At 52.8% G+C, this 17,686-nt stretch carries 16 protein-coding genes; 9 read left to right on the forward strand and 7 right to left on the reverse strand.

Annotated features, from left to right (window positions below; genetic code table 11):
* The 5 genes from ADINL_RS08965 to ADINL_RS16245 all read left to right on the forward strand — a co-directional run bounded on the left by ADINL_RS08965 (position 1) and on the right by ADINL_RS16245 (position 3,140).
* Positions 1–549: a prepilin-type N-terminal cleavage/methylation domain-containing protein gene (locus ADINL_RS08965; RefSeq protein ID WP_036546700.1), complete on the forward strand. Its 549-nt coding sequence runs from the start codon at positions 1–3 to the stop codon at positions 547–549.
* A 20-nt stretch (positions 550–569) separates the two neighbouring features.
* A complete protein-coding gene (locus ADINL_RS08970) occupies positions 570–1,013 on the forward strand; it encodes a pilus assembly PilX family protein (RefSeq protein WP_036546702.1) in 444 nt (147 codons plus the stop codon).
* A complete protein-coding gene (locus ADINL_RS15960; protein WP_051632681.1) occupies positions 1,010–1,519 on the forward strand; it encodes a GspH/FimT family pseudopilin in 510 nt (169 codons plus the stop codon). The genes ADINL_RS08970 and ADINL_RS15960 overlap by 4 nt, the downstream gene beginning before the upstream one ends.
* A gap of 71 nt (positions 1,520–1,590) precedes the next feature.
* A complete protein-coding gene (locus tag ADINL_RS08980; RefSeq protein ID WP_036546705.1) occupies positions 1,591–2,121 on the forward strand; it encodes a sigma-70 family RNA polymerase sigma factor in 531 nt (176 codons plus the stop codon).
* A gap of 8 nt (positions 2,122–2,129) precedes the next feature.
* Positions 2,130–3,140, forward strand: coding sequence for a DUF4880 domain-containing protein (locus ADINL_RS16245; RefSeq protein ID WP_084154456.1), 1,011 nt, complete (start codon positions 2,130–2,132; stop codon positions 3,138–3,140).
* A gap of 44 nt (positions 3,141–3,184) precedes the next feature.
* Here the strand turns inward: ADINL_RS16245 and ADINL_RS08990 are convergent, their stop codons facing one another.
* Positions 3,185–4,189 carry an MBL fold metallo-hydrolase gene (locus tag ADINL_RS08990; protein ID WP_204368222.1) on the reverse strand — a complete coding sequence of 335 codons (1,005 nt, stop codon included), beginning with the start codon at positions 4,187–4,189 and terminating at the stop codon, positions 3,185–3,187.
* Between the two features lie 16 nt (positions 4,190–4,205).
* On the reverse strand, positions 4,206–6,710 hold the full coding sequence (locus ADINL_RS08995) for a FepA family TonB-dependent siderophore receptor (protein ID WP_051632682.1): 2,505 nt from the start codon (positions 6,708–6,710) through the stop codon (positions 4,206–4,208).
* 172 nt (positions 6,711–6,882) lie between these two features.
* On the opposite strand from ADINL_RS08995, the gene ADINL_RS09000 reads away from it, so the two are divergent.
* Positions 6,883–8,553, forward strand: coding sequence for an NAD+ synthase (locus ADINL_RS09000; RefSeq protein ID WP_036546715.1), 1,671 nt, complete (start codon positions 6,883–6,885; stop codon positions 8,551–8,553).
* Positions 8,554–8,565: 12 nt separating this feature from the next.
* On the opposite strand, the gene ADINL_RS09005 is transcribed toward ADINL_RS09000, so the two are convergent.
* The 5 genes from ADINL_RS09005 to ADINL_RS09025 form a co-directional block, all read right to left on the reverse strand.
* Positions 8,566–9,126, reverse strand: a complete 561-nt coding sequence (locus ADINL_RS09005) for a DUF3299 domain-containing protein (protein ID WP_036546718.1) — start codon at positions 9,124–9,126, stop codon at positions 8,566–8,568.
* Between the two features lie 17 nt (positions 9,127–9,143).
* Positions 9,144–10,400: an ABC transporter permease gene (locus tag ADINL_RS09010; protein ID WP_036546720.1), complete on the reverse strand. Its 1,257-nt coding sequence runs from the start codon at positions 10,398–10,400 to the stop codon at positions 9,144–9,146.
* Positions 10,400–11,092: an ABC transporter ATP-binding protein gene (locus tag ADINL_RS09015; RefSeq protein ID WP_036546723.1), complete on the reverse strand. Its 693-nt coding sequence runs from the start codon at positions 11,090–11,092 to the stop codon at positions 10,400–10,402. Before ADINL_RS09015 ends, ADINL_RS09010 begins: the two co-directional genes overlap by 1 nt.
* The gene (locus ADINL_RS09020) at positions 11,092–11,805 is read right to left on the reverse strand and encodes a DUF2796 domain-containing protein (RefSeq protein ID WP_051632683.1); all 714 of its coding nucleotides are present in this window, start codon (positions 11,803–11,805) and stop codon (positions 11,092–11,094) included. Before ADINL_RS09020 ends, ADINL_RS09015 begins: the two co-directional genes overlap by 1 nt.
* Before the next feature lie 127 nt (positions 11,806–11,932).
* Entirely contained in the window at positions 11,933–12,919 is a 987-nt protein-coding gene (locus tag ADINL_RS09025; protein WP_036546725.1) for an outer membrane protein assembly factor BamD, read from the reverse strand.
* 137 nt (positions 12,920–13,056) lie between these two features.
* On the opposite strand from ADINL_RS09025, the gene rluD reads away from it, so the two are divergent.
* From rluD to clpB, 3 genes are all read left to right on the forward strand, one after another.
* On the forward strand, positions 13,057–14,025 hold the full coding sequence (gene rluD / locus ADINL_RS09030) for a 23S rRNA pseudouridine(1911/1915/1917) synthase RluD (protein WP_036546729.1): 969 nt from the start codon (positions 13,057–13,059) through the stop codon (positions 14,023–14,025).
* 3 nt (positions 14,026–14,028) lie between these two features.
* Entirely contained in the window at positions 14,029–14,763 is a 735-nt protein-coding gene (gene pgeF, locus ADINL_RS09035; RefSeq protein WP_036546731.1) for a peptidoglycan editing factor PgeF, read from the forward strand.
* A 116-nt stretch (positions 14,764–14,879) separates the two neighbouring features.
* Complete coding sequence (clpB, locus tag ADINL_RS09040) at positions 14,880–17,456, forward strand: ATP-dependent chaperone ClpB (protein ID WP_036546733.1); 2,577 nt, start codon at positions 14,880–14,882, stop codon at positions 17,454–17,456.
* Positions 17,457–17,686 lie beyond the last annotated feature (230 nt).

Here is a 17,686-nt window from a genome sequence, read left to right on the forward strand (position 1 = left end):
ATGAAGCGTTTACAGGCCGGATTCAGCCTGACCGAGTTGCTGGTCTCCCTGACCCTGAGCAGCTTTCTGTTGCTGGCCATGTCGTCATTGCTGATTGCCGGTAAAACCAACTGGCAGCACCAACTGCGGCTGACCTCCGCACAGGAAATTGAACGCTACACAGTGGTGCAGCTGCGGCGGGCAATACGACAGGCCGAACAGGTCGATGAAGACAGTCATCCCGGCCTGCTGATACTGCAATACCGGGCGGTCGAAGGTAGCCGCAACTGTCTGGGACAGCTACAGGATGCCGGACAGCTGTATCAGGATCGCTTTCATGTCAGCGATGATCAGCTGCGCTGCAATGGGCAGGCATTAATCAACGGGGTCGCCCAGATTCATTTCAGCTACGCTGTGGATCTGAATGGCGATGGCCGTGTGCTGACAGAGGAATACTTCGACCAGCCACACTGCTGCTTCCCGGTTCGCAGCGTCGGTTTTGAACTGCAACTCTCCGGAGAGCCTGCCCCGGAAACACAACACTATAGTGCGGCACTGCGCCGCTATTGAGGTGATACAAGGAGGTATCCATGTGGATCAAGCATGCCAGAATGACAGGCAACGCCTTGATAATGACGCTGGTGTTTTTATCAGTCATCACGCTGCTGACCTTCAGTGCGGCGGTTAACTCACAACTTCAGCAGCGTATGAGTCATCAGCTGTGGCTGAAAATGCAAGCCGATCAGGCGGCTGATGCCGGTGTGGCGGCGTTCTACCACTGGTTGCATGATGACCCGGAGCACTGGCAGGCCGAGGGCTGGCCTGCATCGGGTCAGGTAAATGCTGAAATAGACAGCTATTATCAGATTCCCGAATCAGAACTCCAGTGGCAGAGTGATCGGGTCACTCTGACCGTTGAAGGGCTGATTCAACGCGAGAGCGAAACGCTCAGCCAAAGCCGTTTGCGGGTGACCTTCCTGCACTCCATCGACACTGGCCGAATTCATCTCGATCAATGGGTTGAGCTGCAATGAATCGCTATGCTTATCAGCAAGGACTCAGCCTGCTGGAACTGTTGGTCACACTGGCACTGATGACCTTTCTGCTCACCGTGGCTGTGCCCTCTCTGGCAGAATTGCTGGAAAAAACACGCCAGGACACGGTCGCCGAGCGCATCAAGCACCATCTTGCCCTGGCCCGTATCGAAGCCATCTCCCGGCAGCAATGGATCACCCTGTGCCGTACCCAGGATGGCGCCTCCTGTGTCGGCGATGCCCTGAATGGCGAGACTGAATGGCAAGGACTGCTGATGTTCGTCGACACACAGCGTCAGCGCGTGCCTGAACAGCCAGAACACCTGCTGCGGGTCGACCGCTTTACCGCACCGGTCCGCGTCACCTGGAATCGCGGCGATAGCCTCACCTATCAACCGGATGGCAGCGTCACCGGCTTTTCCAATGGCAGCTTCCGGGTACAGGCCGGATCATCCCCGCCGCAGCGACTGGTATTGGCTTTATCCGGACGTGTCAGGCATGAGTAGGTGAGCTGATTGATTTATGTCTTGCATTATATGATAATTATTATTATTTAGATTATTGAAAATGCAGTCAGATGATTAATGATAGTTTGTATTTCAAAACACTCTATGTAGAGCACAATAACTGGCTTAAGCGTTGGTTGCAGGGGCGTTTGGGCTGTCATGAATCTGCTGCAGACTTTGCCCAGGATACGTTCATACGCCTGATGACAACAACCCGGAAGGTACAGTTTGACTCAGGGAATGAAGCGCGTGCCTATTTGAAAAAAACTGCAAAAAATTTGTGCATTAATCGTTGGCGTCAGCAAGAAATTGAGCGTGCCTGGATTGAAACATTGCAGTGTACTTCTGAAGAGCTACACCCCTCTCCTGAGCATCAGGTTGCGGTTCTGGCGGCTCTGGAGCAACTCAGCCAGCTACTTGAGCGTTTGCCTGAAAAAACGGCACGTGCATTCATGCTGGCGATTGTGTGTGATCTGACAGATCAGCAGGTTGCAAATGAAATGGGTATTTCGGATCGTATGGTAAGAAAGCATGTTGCTAAAGCTATGTTGGCTTGTGCAAGGTTATCGATTCAAAATACCGTACACACTTTACTTGAATAACCTGTGTTATGACGCAACAATCTTCTGTTTGTGATTTAACTAAAGAAGTACCTGATAGCCTGTTGCTTGAAGCTGCTGAATGGTTTGCTGTGCTGCGTGATGGTCGTGCTTCATCAGTGGAACGTGAGGGTTGGCAGATCTGGTTGGCAACGAGCGATCAGCACTTTTTCGCTTGGCAGTATATTGAACAATTACATAGCAATTTTTCCTCTTTAAAGTCTTGCGCTCAACCGGACGATATTTTTCAGAAAATTACGGTGGTAAACCGTCGATTAATTTCGAGACGAAAATTTCTATCTTCTATTGGTTTGGTATCCTTAGGTGCTTTGATTGGCTCCTCGGTGTTAAATAATCAGTCTGGGTCATTACCATGGATAGTCTTTATGCCTGACATACGAACAGGAAAAGGTGAGATTCAAAATCATAGCTTGGCAGATGGCACGGCACTCTGGGTCAATACGCGTTCAAAGTTAAACCTGCATCAGGGAGTAGATAGTCGGATTCAACTTTTCAGTGGTGAAATACTGATTGATTCAATAAAAGCAGATCCAGTACCAATCTATATAGATACACGTTTGGCGATTATTAATTCAGCTACAAAAGTCTGTTTCAGTGTATATTGCGATCAGAACAAGGCCATCATTACCGTTTTTGAAGGTGATGTGCAGATGACCATAGCTTCAGACTCGACAGTTCAATCATTGCATACAGGGCAAATGCTTACGCTTCATTCCGATGGGCGCTCAGAAAAAGCCAGCACTGATGCAAACAGAAGAAATTGGATTCAGGGCTCTTTCACGGCTAATCGTATATCGCTTGGGACTTTGCTCCATGAGTTGGAGCGTTATTACTCAGGTTTTATTTCTGTTTCACCAGCAGTATCTGATTTGGAAGTGTATGGTAACTTTCCTATACAGGATATGAACACGGTCATTAAGATGCTGGAATCGACTTTGCCGGTGAAAGCATCCAGGCCCTTGCCCGGATGGATTAAGATAGAAGCCATCAAAACAGTTTGATTCTGCAGCGAATACAGGTCACTGCAGAAGTTGCAACGATATGATCAGCGTTCAGCTTGTGTCAGCTGCAGATTTTTTGCGTGAGCCAGTGAGCAGTATTCGAAGAGTTTAAAAACATCCAGGGCATTCGCATCGACAAAAGGATGTATCCCGTCTGGACGTGATTGTGTTAATAGCTTGATACGCTCCAGTGTGTTGTCCCGACTGGAATGGTTGCTTAAAAAGATATCCACATTATGCTTCTCAGCAAGCTCTCTGAAGCGTGATGCGGATGCAGAGTACTGTTCAAACCGTTGGATATTAGGTCCGAAGTTAAATCCAGTGCCACCCCACAAGGCAACATAGTGTGTTGTATTGCCATCTTTTACAGGAAATATCAAAGATAGTGTACCAGGGGTATGTCCGGGCGTTAAATACAAGTAAAGCTGTTGATCACCCAGATCAAGCACATGACCGTCCTGTACAGAAATATCCCGATGGGGTGGGGTGCCCCAGCGAGGGTTTCTTGTATTGACACCATCAAGTTCGAGCATGAGCCACTCTGTTTCGCTCATGACAACACGCGCACCGTACTCAGTAACGATATATTCCTGCCCCCCGTAATGGTCGCCGTGGCCATGTGTGATCACTAGGTACTTTATATCTGCGGGGTCTAATCCAAGCGTGACAAGCCCTTCTTCGATATAGCGCTGTGCTTCTTCGTTATTATTCAAAGCGTCGATAATAATGATCCCTTCATCTGTTGTCAGTGCCCAGCTTGAAACGCCTGCATGCCCAACAAAATATAAATTATCAAAAACCTGCGTAGGTATTGGTTCTGGCAGACTGCGCACGCGCTGCTGAGTCGAGCGCTCATTGACAAGGTTGGCGGGGCGGTTGCCTGCTGTACGTAAGGGTATTGTTAAATCGCATAAGTTCAGTAACCCTGGATAGTGCTGGCCAGCCTGTATACCTTGCTCTGCAAGTGCTTGAGGATCTAGAGGCTCTGCGTGTGCTGCTGTCAGACAAAGAGCAGCAAAAACAGAGTAGGTTAAAATATGTTTTTTCATGGCTATTCTCATATGCTTAGAAAGAGGCGGTTAAAGAGGCAAAATAGCTGCGGCCTGCCTCATTGTAAGTTGCTGCGCCTGCTCCGTTCTGATTGTGTTCGCGATACAGCTGTTTGTTCAGCAGATTGGAAACCCCAACTCTGCCGCGGATGTGTTCATTGAATCTGTATTCAGCGCTGGCTCCAAAAATATGGTAGGGCTTGCGCACTGAGAGAGCATCTCCAGTCGTGTCAGCACCATTAATATTGCGGGTTCTGGGTTCCTGCTCACCATAAAAGGTCGCGGTTAGGACAAGGTTAAGTTGTTCGTTCGCTTGCCAGTCCAGCGAGCTGTTGATGGTGTATTCAGGAATAACCGATAAGGGTTGATCTGTTGTTTTGTTATGGTTTTCGATCATATACGTGAAGTTATTACTGAGCTTCAAACGATGATCATGCCGGCCCAGGAGTGGTATTGTCAGATGACCCTCAATTCCTTGAACGATCGCCTTATCGGAATTGCTCCACTGGAACAGATAACGACCGCTGGGGAGTAGTTCAGGTGTTAAATCGGGCATGTCTGCAACCACTTTATTATCGTAATCGTTGCGGAAGTAGGTAATTCCGGCAGATACGTTTTGATCGTCGAAGAAGAGGCCAACCTCTTTATTGATGCTGATTTCAGGGTTCAGATCGGAGTTACCCTGGATTAAACAACCGGAGTTGTTGGGTCTGGGCCAATTAACGGGACAGCCATTACCGCGTGTTTCCCAAAAATAATTGGTATTGGATTGATACAGATTAGGTGCTTTAAAGGCACGTGCAATACCACCTTTGATGGACCAGTTCGGTGCGAAATCAAAAAAGAGGTTCAAGCTGGGGCTCAAGTTATAACCAAATTGGCTGTGGTGATCGATTCGCAGTCCGGGTGTGATAGCGAGTTGATCCGTAAGCTGCATGTTATTTTCGATAAAGACGGCAATGCTGGTCGCATCTGCTACAGAGTTTCGATTCTCATCCAAGCCAAGATCTGCACTGCTATTGCTCAGCGAGTAGGGGTCATCCAGTGAGTCATACCGGACTTCATAACCGAGTGTTAACATTTGATCGACGCTGTCATGATGTAAAGGTGTATTAAACTCACCATTCATGAACCAGTTTTTCAAAATTGAAGTCGACATCTCATTGGTTGCGGCAGCTGTGTTATCGGGATCACGCAGGAAAGCGCCTTCGGATCCACCTGAAAGTCCCTCTCTCAGGCGTCTGTTATTGGTTTCTTCATAGGCCAGGCTGACACGTGATGTGCGTCCACCTTCCCATATCCCTCGGTGTGAAAGAGATCCGGTGTAACGATAGATGCGATTGGTCTCTGTGCCCTCCTCCGCCAAATTATTAATGCCCTCATAGCCGGCATTCATGGCTCGGTCACCTGCATAAATGTTGCCCTGGCGACTCACTCCTGAATTAAATTCAACGATATTGGACGGATTTATATCCCAACGGAGTCGAAGGTTCGCATTTTCATTCACCACTCCTTCACGGCCTGCAGGTGGAGTAACGCCTGTGGCAAATGCTTCATTCAAATCCAGTGAGTCTGCATCTGTTTTGTTGTAGCTACCATAGAAACGATAGGATACCGATTCACTGACAGGTCCTGAGACGTTATAGCCAACACGGTTGGTTATTTGCTCATTATCATTTTCGGGCCTGTTTGTGTAATAGGTGATTTGGCTCTGGGTTGTTTGACTTGGAGCCGTTGTAATGATGTTGACCACACCGCCAGATGCACCAGAACCATACCTTGCAGCAGCCGGACCTCGGATGACTTCGATACGCTCTACCATTTCTGCAGGCACCCAGTTGCTGTCGCCTCGTGTGTTGCGTTCGCCACTACGTCCCATGCGAGTAGAGTTGCGCGACGACACAGGTACACCATCAATCAAAATCATGGTGTTTTCAGGTCCCATACCACGCAGATCGATTTGTCGGCTATTGCCAAATTGACCTGTTGATGAATTGCCAGTCAGGTTAACACCGGGCATCCGGCGAACAATTTCTGACAGGTCATTAGTAACCGGTGTTTTCTCCAGGTCTGTTCGTCTGATGATTGAAACCCCTGGTGACTGGCGCAGCATTTGCTCTGCTGTGGCTGTCACGAAGAGATCTGCAAGGCGTACTTGTTCGTCCATTTGAGTGGTCTGCACCGCTCGTAATCCGTAGCCCTTGTCTGTAAGCGGAACGATTTCAAGCCCTGTATTCGCAAGAAGTTGTTTGAACCCACTCTCCACTGTGTGATAACCACTCAGTCCATTACTGGATAAACCCTCGGCTAACTCTGTAGATCCAATCAAGTAGACATTTTGTTCAAGTGCAAACTTTGTCAAGGCGTCAATGAGCGTGCCTGCAGGAATGTTAATGGTTTGCGCTTGCTGCTGAGCTTCGGCTTTCGGAGCATGGCTTATAAAAAAAATGCTTCCAGACAATAATGCCAGGTGCATGGATAGTAACAGTGGTTTTGTATAGAGGGTGCGTTTGGCTTTCATGTTGAACTTCTTGGCTAGTATGTTGGATAAATATATTTATCTATAACCAATGGGAGCTGGAAATCCGGAACTTTTATTTGTATTTTTTACATTCTAACGTTCCAGGTCAGCAAAACTGGCTCTTGAACCCCAAACATTGCAAAATAGTGGGGCAGGGCCGTTCTGATGCAGAATGGCTCCATCTTCATTGAGCCCAGATGAGCACTTTCAGGTAATGACCAACACCCTTCGGGTCGCGATGGCCCAGTTGAACTTCATGGTGGGAGATATTCCCGGTAATCTGCAACGCATTCTGGCGGCTGCCGCTGAGGCGCGGGACCAGCATCAGGCGGATCTGCTGCTCTGTTCCGAACTGGCGCTGACCGGCTATCCACCTGAGGATCTGTTGTTGCGCCCCAGTCTCGAAACCCGGGTCGAGAAAGCCTTGCAGCAGCTGAAAGATGAATTACGTGGCATCACGCTGGTACTGGGCTATCCGCGCTATCAGGCCGGGCGGCTGTACAACATGGCGGGTGTGATTCATGAAGGTGAACTAATTTTCGAATATGCCAAACAGTGTTTACCTAACTTCCAGGTGTTTGATGAAAAACGCTACTTTGTCGCAGGCAGCCAGTCGGGCACCTTTAACCTGAAGGGCTGTCGCATTGGCCTGAGTATCTGTGAAGACATCTGGCATTCCGGGCCTGTCGGGCAGTTGAAAGATCAGGGAGTCGAGCTGATTCTGAACCTGAATGCATCCCCTTTCCATGCCGGCAAGACCGGTTTGCGGCAGCAGGTGCTGGCGCAGCGGGCACAGGAGTGTGGTGCACCGATTATCTATGTGAATCAGTTTGGTGGTCAGGATGAGCTGGTCTTTGATGGTGGCTCGATCGTCGTGAATGCACAGGGCACCCCGGTGTTCACCGCTCCACATTTCTGCGAATCGCTGGATTGTGTCGATCTGTGTCTCGAGAGTGGAACCCTGACAGCCTGTCAGCCTTCATCACCGGAACTGTCGCTGGAAGCAGCGGTGTATCAGGTGTTGGTCACGGGTGTTCGGGACTATGTTGAAAAGAACCGCTTTCCTGGTGTCGTACTGGGACTGTCCGGCGGGATCGACTCAGCCGTGACCGCTGCGGTTGCCGTAGATGCGCTGGGCCCTGAGCGTGTTGAAGTGGTGATGATGCCGTTTCGTTATACGGCATCGATGAGCATTGAAGATGCAGAAGCCCAGGCGCAATTGCTGGGTGTGCGTTATCAGGCGATCTCGATTGAGCCACTGTACGACAGCTTCATGCAGCAACTGGCACCATCGTTTGTGGGGCGACAGCCGGATACCACCGAAGAAAACCTTCAGGCGCGCTGTCGAGGCGTGTTGCTGATGGCGCTGTCCAATAAAACCGGTGCGCTGGTGCTGACCACTGGCAATAAAAGCGAAGTCGCCGTGGGCTACTCAACCCTCTATGGCGATATGGCCGGTGGGTTTGATGTGCTGAAAGATGTCCCCAAAACCCTGGTGTACCGCCTGGCGAACTATCGCAACAGTCTCTCGGCTGCCATTCCGCAGCGGGTCATCGACCGTCCGCCGTCGGCTGAGCTGGCACCGGATCAGAAAGATCAGGATTCACTGCCGGATTATGATGAGCTGGACCGCATTCTCGAGCTGTACGTGGAGCAGGATTACAGTGCCCACGCCATTATTGCCGAAGGCTTTGATGCCGATGTGGTACAGCGGGTGATTCGTCTGGTCGATCTGAATGAATACAAGCGACGCCAGGCACCGATAGGCCCGCGTATTACCCAGCGTGGATTCGGACGTGACCGGCGTTACCCGATTACGTCCGGCTGGCGGGCAGGCGAATAGCCTGACAGCGCGTTACCACTCACCTTCTTCGGCGGCATCCCAGTCGTAGGGGGTGATCTGAAAGGCCTCCAGGCGATAGCCGGAGGTACCCATCTCATGGCTGAAGGTCACCGTGTTCAGACGTCCGGTCACCCAGACAGCATCCCAGAGGTTTTCAACCTGAGTGCCAGGCTCAAAATGCACATCGATAATCTGGTTGGACGGTGGTGGCGGTACATGAATACAGGCACCGAAATAAGGCACCAGAAAAAAGCGGTGTACGCGGGTCTGTTCCGCTTCCAGAGGCACAACAAATCCGGGAATACTGATCATTTTGCCGTCCAGCTCACCGCGCACCGGTGCTGACGCCAGGACTGACATCATCTGATCGAGCATTTTTTCTGCTTCGGGACTGAAGTCATCCAGCATGTCAAAACTGTAGGGATCATAGTCGAAATCGCCGAGCAGATCGGCCAGTGACAGGGTGTAGTCTTCCGGCATCAGTTCATCCCAGGTGAACTCCACCGGGTCGTTGGCATGTGCGGGAGCGGCCAGTAGCAGGGCTACCAGCAGGGTCAGAATCAGCTTGGGCATACGCCTCCTGTCAGCAATCAGAGTCTGGGTGTCAGGCCGTCGGCCAGAGTATAGCGGTAAGCACGCCAGGCAGGAATCAATCCGGTGATCAAACCTGCGCATTGCACGGCACCCAGCAGCCACCATTGTGTGCCAGTGGGCCAGCCAGGATTACTGAGGAAAATACCATACTCTAACGCCAGCCAGTCCTGAATGCCCAGTGTCAGGAGGGTCAGCAGTAACATTCCCAGCAGAATGCCAAGGAAGGTCAGTAACATCGCCTCAAACAGCAGCAGCGCCACAATGCGCAGGGGGCTGGCACCTACAGCACGTAAGACCGCCAATTCGCGACGACGTTCATTCAGGCTGGTCAACAACATGCCCAGCATACCGGTGAAGCCAGCAAAGACGACACAGGCAGAGATAATCAGCAGGGTGCGTTCGGCAATCGACATCACCTGCCAGAGTTCCTGTAACGCGACGCCGGGCAGAATGGCTTGCAGCGGCTCCGCACGGAAGTTGTTGATGGCACGTTGCAGGTGGAAGGTACTGATACGTGACTCCAGGCCAAGCAGAAAGGCGGTAATCTGCTTGGGTGTCAGATCCATCTCGCGTGCCTCATCTTTGGAGACATTCAGACCGGGAATTCGTGTACCCGCGCGCCAATCCAGATGAATGGCTTCCCAGGCGGAGAGACTGATAAGCAGATTACGGTCAACCGGTGTGCCGGTGGGCTGCAGAATACCGGATACCTGGAAGGGTTTGTCATCATGATTGGCAAAACTGCCAGGTCCCAGGCCATGCGCAATCACCACCCGGTCACCCAGTTCATACTTCAGCGCGCGTGCGACCTCAGCACCAATGACGACATCGAACAGATCATCAAAGGCTTGACCCTGGCTGAACTGCAGGGGTTGCTGCTGGCCGAAACGATAGTGTTTGAAGTAATCCTCTGTGGTGCCGACCACACGAAAACCGCGATGCGAGTCACCCAGTGTAATCGGAATGCTCCAGGCCACCTGATCATGCTCGGCGATCTGCTGGTAACTGCTCCAGCGGATATTGTTGGTGGGTTGGCCAATGTTGAAGACAGAGTAGAGCAGCAGCGGCAAAGAACCACTGCGTGCGCCAACGATCAGGTCCGTGCCTGACACGGTATTGAAAAAACCCTGTCGGGCATCCTGACGTAGCTTGTCCACCCCGGTCAGCAGCAATACGCTGATGGCAATGGTTAACAGGGTCAGTGCCGCGGTACCGCGACGATTCCATAAACTGCGTAGTGCCAGCATCAACATCAGACAGCTCCCTTGTGGTTGATCTCGGACAGATCAATGACGCGGTCAAAGTGATGACTGAGGCTCAGGTCATGGCTGACAAATACCAGCGTGGTCTGATGCTGCTGGCACTGCTGTGACAGCAATGTCAGAAACTGATCCCGGCTGTCACTGTCGAGCGCTGAAGTGGGCTCATCTGCCAGCAGGATTTCCGGCTGCCCGATCAGAGCGCGTGCAGCCGCGACACGTTGTTGCTGACCGATCGACAGTTCTGCCGTTTTCACCGGGTGCTCGACAAACGACTGTAACCCCAGCGCCTGCAGCAGGCTTTCAGCTGCCGCCTCAGGGTTACCTGCACGCTGACGGCGCAGGCTGGAAAAACGACAGGGCAGGGTGACATTATCAATCAGATTCAGATAAGGCAGCAGATTAAACTGCTGGAACAGCACGCCAATATGGTCCGCACGAAAGCGGTCACGAAAGCGCTGTGAACGCGTGTTAAGGAGTTGATCGAGTAACTGAATCTGACCCTGCTGCGGTGACATCAAGCCACCGAGCAGGTTCAGCAGCGTACTTTTACCACTGCCGGAAGCACCGCGCAGAAACACCTGCTGACCTTTGGGGATATGCAGATGTTCAATTTGCAGAACCGGCTGGTCAGGTTTCCAGCCAAAACGGAGTTGTTGTACTTCAATCGCAGTGGTATCAGTCATTAGTTCATTCGGATCAGGTTTTGTGCAGCATTCAGTGTCTGGCCTTTTTGACCACCTTCAGTGATCAGCTGAACCTGAATGTCGTGCAGTGATGGAAACGCGTCGAACAGATTGACACGAACAGTATCCAGATGTTCCGGATGCGCGCACTCATAATGATAATCGACCAGTACATCGCTATGCGCATGATCATGATGGTCATGGTCATGGTCATGTTTGTGGTCGTGGTCATGTTTGTGGTCGTGGTCATGTTTGTGGTCGTGGTCATGTTTGTGGTCATGGCCGTGCTTGTGGTCATGATCATGTTTGTGATCGTGGTCATGTGCTGCTTCCAGCAGATCGTGTTCGACCTGGACGTCCTGACGCACACACTCGGCGGCAACCGGAAGTGACCAGAGTATTTCAGGCAGCTCCATTTTGCCAAGCATGTCATAGACCTGGCCGCGCTGTTCATCGGTTTTGGCCTGATGCTCGAAGCCAACCAAGTCTGCAGCAGGTGCTTTCAGACTGACCAGCAGCATGGAACCTTCCAGAACGACATCCAGGTTCGCCATACCGTGGACATGCGAATCCAGTGCATGCTGGTCGTGGCTATGATCATGGCTGTGTCCGTGGTCGTGGTTATGATCATGGTTGTGATTGTGATCATGCGATGAATGGGCGAAGGCCAGGCTGCTGGCAGCCAACAGGAAAGGAAGCGTCAGTTTAATCATGTTGTACTCCTGGAACAGGTTAATTTTGTTATAACATAACAGACCGGTTGCGTGACGCAAAGTTCCATCATGGCTAAAACGGCACAAGCCACCCGAAGGTGGCTTGTTGGACAGGGCGCAGATGCGTTTACTGAGCCTGTTCGATCAGCTCGCCGCTTTCCTGCTCATTGCCATCGCTGCCCAGTGTCCCGAAGCTGATACGGTGCAGCAGTGACCGGCGTCCGCTGCTGGTATTACGTTCGCCATCAGCTTCTGCCTGACGCAGGCGATCCGGGTTTACCGGACGGGCCGGAGTCGCCGGTTCAATCTGACCGAGCAGACCAAAGGTTGCGGTATACAGCAGGTCGAAGCGCTGTGGTGAGAAAGGACGAATTACATAATCCGGGAAGTTCACCCGCAAGACTTCCAGTGCATTCTCCGCCAGATCATGCATACCCAGCTTGGTATAGGATTCTGCCATGATCGCCAGTGCATCCGGTACAGCCGGGGTTTCCTGCAGATTCTCGACGACATAGCGACCACGGTTCGCGGCAGCCACCCAGGCTTCACGCTTCATGTAGTAGCTGGCAACATGAATCTCATAGGTGGCCAGACGGTTCTTCAGATACTGCATACGGCGCTGGGCATCCGGCGCAAACTCACTGTCCGGGTAGCGGTTCAGCAGAATCGAGAAGCTCTCAAAGGAATCCAGCGCTGCACCCGGATCGCGCTGGGTTTCGTCCAGCGGCAGGAAGCGGGCCAGGAAGTTGCGATCCTCCTCGAACGACGTCAGTCCCTTCAGGTAGTAGGCATAATCAATATGATCATGGTTCGGGTGCAGTCGCACGAAACGGTCAGCGGCTGCCCGGGCGGCTGCAGGCTCACTATTGCGGTAGTAGGCATAGATGAGTTCCAGCTGAGCCTGCTCGGAAAAGCGACCGAAAGGATAACGGGCTTCCAGCAGCTGAAGCTTTTCAATGGCCAGCGACCAGTTGCCTGCATCCAGCGCACTCATGGCGTCGTCATAGAGAATCTGTTCGGGAATATCCGGAATGGTTTTATCGCCACCAAACCAGGAACAGCCGGACAGGAGGATCAAAAGGGTCAGAGCGCCAATCACTTTGACAAGTTGCATATCGCTTTATCCTGAGATGTTGACTGAATCCGGCGTTTCAGATCGGATTCAGTTATACTGGAAGTACGTTTAATCGGGCCTATTAAAACACAACCCGATGCCAAGCTAAAACATCCCTGAGTAAAGATTGGAATCCGATGTCAGAACAGGTTGAATTACAAGCCAGCGTACCGGCCGATATGTACGGTTTACGACTGGACCAGGCGGTCTCGCAATTGTTCCCCGACTACTCCCGTTCCCGGCTGCAAAGCTGGATCAAAGACGGTGCATTGCGGGTCAATGGCGAGGCGCGCCGTCCGCGTGACAAGCTGAACGGTGGTGAAGAGATCACCGTGTCCGTCGAGATTCCGGCGATTGAGCGCCATGAAGCGCAATCCATCCCGCTGGATATCGTCTATGAAGATGAGGATATCCTGATTCTCAACAAACCGGCCGGGCTGGTGGTGCATCCTGCCGCCGGACATGCCGATGGCACCTTGCTGAATGCCCTGCTGCACCATTCACCGGCGATTGCCCATGTTCCGCGAGCGGGGATCGTACACCGTCTGGACCGTGATACCACCGGTCTGATGGTGGTGGCAAAAACCATCCAGGCGCAAACCGATCTGGTTGCACAACTGCAGGATCGCAGCATGGGGCGTGAGTATGAAGCCATCGTCCAGGGCGTGATGACCGGTGGTGGCTGTGTTGATGAGCCGATGGGGCGTCACTCCAAACATCGCCAGAAAATGGCTGTAGTCGGCGTTGGCAAGGAAGCGATCACTCACTACCGGGTGCTGGAAAAGTTTCGTGCCCACACCCATATCCGCCTGAAACTGGAAACCGGACGCACCCATCAGATCCGCGTACATATGGCGCATATCAACTATCCGCTGATAGGTGATCCGCTGTATGGTGGTCGTTTCCGCTTGCCCAAAGGCTGCTCTGAAGCCCTGCAGGAAAACCTGAAACAGCTGCGCCGTCAGGCACTGCATGCGAAAAAGCTGGAACTCTGGCACCCGCGTACAGGTCAGTTAATGAGTTGGGAAATCGATCTGCCCGACGACTTTGAATCCCTGCGTCAGTTGCTGAAGCAGGATGCGGAACAACACGACTACGAGCTGTAAATCATGAAACTGATCAGAGCCAGCTGGCCGGTAAAGCCGAGTATACATGCCCTGACCACCACCCGACTGGATGGTGTCAGTGAGGCACCTTTTGCCGGATTGAACTTTGCCTTCCACGTTGGCGATGATCCTGCTCATGTTGAACAGAACCGTCAGATACTGCAAAAAGCCCTGGGACTGAAAAAACCGGCCCAATGGCTGGAACAGGTACATGGCTGTGGTGTGGTTAAGGCTGCTGCCGATGACTGCCCCATGGCTGCCGATGCCTGCTGGAGTGATGAACCGGGCCTGGCCTGTGCGATCATGACAGCGGACTGCCTGCCGGTACTCTTCTGTGATCGTGCCGGTAGCCGGGTTGCGGCAGCACATGCTGGCTGGCGTGGGCTGGCAGGCGGTGTGCTGGAAAATACCCTGGCCGTATTCGACGACCCGGCTGAAGTACAGGTATGGCTCGGCCCGGCCATCGGTCCGCTGGCCTTTGAAGTCGGAGACGACGTCTTTCTGGCCTTCTGTGAAGAGCAGCCCCTGGCATCCGATGCCTTTGTCCGCTCGCCCACCAATCCGGAAAAATGGCTTGCCGACATCTACCAGCTGGCGCGTATCCGTCTGAATGCGGCGGGCGTCACCGACATTTATGGCGGTGATTTCTGCACCTTCACCGATAGTGAGTACTTCTATTCCTACCGTCGTGACGGTCAGACCGGGCGAATGGTCAGTCTGATCTGGATCGAAGAATAATTGAGCTGTTTAAAAAGTAACCACTTGAATTGATCAAAATGCAGCCCCATTAATTCAGCAAACCCAAATGTGAGCGCCCAGCCGCGCCGCACTGATGCAGAATTAAGGAGAGGGGCATGAGACCCGATAAATTTACATCCAAATTACAGGATGCACTCACCGACGCCCAGTCCATGGCGGTCGGTAAAGACCACAACTTCATCGAACCGATTCACCTGCTGGCCGCGTTTATCGAACAGCGCGATGGCTCCGTGCGCCCGTTGCTGGGACAGGCCGGTGCCCAGTTGCCCCTGCTGACCCGTAAAATCGGTGAAGCACTCGACCGCCTGCCACAAGTACAGAACCCGGACGGTGAAATCCGTCTGTCGCAGAATATGGCCCGCCTGTTCAACCTGACCGATAAACTGGCACAACAGCGTGGCGATCAGTACATCGCCAGCGAACTGATGCTGCTGGCCATGATAGATGACAAAACCGATGCGGGCCGTGTGCTGAAAGAAGCCGGTGTCACCCGTGAAAAACTGATCGAGGCCATCAACAACATGCGTGGAGGCGCTGCCGTGACTGACCCCAATGTCGAAGAATCCCGTCAGGCACTGGATAAATACTGCGTTGACCTCACCGAACGTGCCGAAAGCGGCAAACTCGACCCGGTGATCGGTCGTGATGAAGAGATCCGCCGCACCATTCAGGTGCTGCAGCGTCGTACCAAAAACAACCCGGTGCTGATCGGTGAACCCGGTGTCGGTAAAACCGCCATCGTTGAAGGTCTGGCGCAGCGCATCATCAACGGTGAAGTGCCCGAAGGCCTGAAGCACAAACGGGTGCTGGCGCTGGATATGGGCTCGCTGATCGCCGGTGCCAAATTCCGGGGCGAGTTTGAAGAGCGCCTGAAAGCCGTTTTGAATGAACTCTCCAAGCAGGAAGGCCAGATCATCCTGTTTATCGACGAACTGCACACCATGGTGGGTGCCGGTAAGGGCGAAGGCGCGATGGATGCCGGTAACATGCTCAAACCTGCGCTGGCACGTGGTGAACTCCACTGTGTTGGTGCTACCACCCTGGATGAATACCGTCAGTATGTGGAAAAAGATGCCGCACTGGAGCGCCGTTTCCAGAAAGTCATTGTTGACGAACCCAGCGAAGAAGACACCATCGCCATCCTGCGTGGCCTGAAAGAACGTTACGAAGTGCACCATGGTGTCGATATTACCGACTCGGCCATCATTGCGGCGGCCAAACTCAGCCAGCGCTACATCACCGACCGTCAGCTGCCGGACAAAGCCATCGACCTGGTGGACGAAGCCGCGTCCCGTATCCGTATGGAGATGGACTCCAAGCCGGAAGAGATGGACCGTCTGGAGCGCCGTCTGATCCAGCTGAAAATGGAACGCGAAGCACTGAAAAAAGAGAAAGACGATGCCACCCGCAAACGTCTGGAAGAGCTGCAGCACAATATCACCAAGCTGGAGAAAGAATACTCCGACCTGGAAGAGATCTGGAAAGCTGAAAAAGCCACCCTGCAAGGCTCCGCACAGGTCAAGGAACAGCTCGACCAGGCACGTGTCGAGATGGAACAGGCCCGTCGTGCCGGTGATCTGACCAAAATGGCAGAGCTGCAGTATGGCCGCATTCCCGAACTGGAGAAACAGCTGCAGGCGGCTGACTCGGCGGAACAGGGCGCGCATGAATCCAAATTGCTGCGCAACAAGGTCACCGAAGAAGAAGTGGCCGAAGTCGTCGCCCGCTGGACCGGCATTCCGGTCAGCAAAATGCTGGAAGGTGAACGCGATAAACTGCTGCGCATGGAAGATGCGTTGCACAGCCGTGTCGTCGGTCAGGCTGAAGCCGTCGTCGCCGTCTCCAATGCCGTGCGCCGCTCCCGCGCAGGCCTTGCTGATCCCGCACGTCCCAGCGGCAGCTTCCTGTTCCTTGGCCCAACCGGTGTAGGTAAAACCGAACTCTGCAAAGCCCTGGCACACTTCCTGTTCGACACCGAAGAGGCGATGGTGCGCATCGACATGTCCGAGTTTATGGAGAAACACTCCGTTGCCCGCCTGATCGGTGCACCTCCCGGCTATGTCGGTTATGAAGAAGGCGGCTACCTGACCGAAGCTGTGCGTCGCAAACCCTACTCAGTCCTGTTGCTGGACGAAGTCGAAAAAGCGCACCCCGATGTCTTCAACATCCTGTTGCAAGTCCTCGAAGATGGCCGCCTGACCGACGGCCAGGGCCGTACCGTCGACTTCCGTAACACCATCGTGGTGATGACCTCCAACCTGGGATCTGACCTGATTCAGGGTTACAGCGACGATGACGACTACGAACTGATGAAAAAAGCGGTCATGGAAGTGGTCGGCATGCACTTCCGTCCGGAAGTGATCAACCGTATCGACGAAGTAGTGGTATTCCACAGCCTGCGCAAAGAGCAGGTGGCCGGTATCGCCAACATCCAGCTGGAACGTCTGCGCAAACGCCTGGCCGAATTCGACCTGCGTTTGACTCTGACACCCACCGCCATGGAAAAACTGGTCGACGTCGGCTTCGAACCCATCTACGGTGCCCGCCCGCTGAAACGCGCCATTCAACAGTGGATTGAAAACCCGCTGGCCCAGAAACTGCTGGCTGGCGACTATCCGCCCGGCAGCGAAATTGGCGTCGATGTGGAAGCCGGTCAGTTCACCTTCCGCTAATCAGCGACTAAAGTCCCCCAATCAAAGGCTTGCTCACGCAGGCCTTTGTTGTTTTAATCAGACCTCGACAATTGGAGTAGTACCACGCTGTGATGGAGCACGGTCCGGGCGGTAGCGTGCCTAAAGCTCAAGCCTGGAAACTTCATCAAATCCTTTTCTGTCACTGATATTCATCCGAAGTCGAAGCGCTATGCGGTTTTTCGCAATATCTGTATGGCTACCGGGCTCGT

The sequence above is a fragment of the Nitrincola lacisaponensis genome, assembly GCF_000691225.1.
GTDB lineage: Bacteria > Pseudomonadota > Gammaproteobacteria > Pseudomonadales > Balneatricaceae > Nitrincola > Nitrincola lacisaponensis.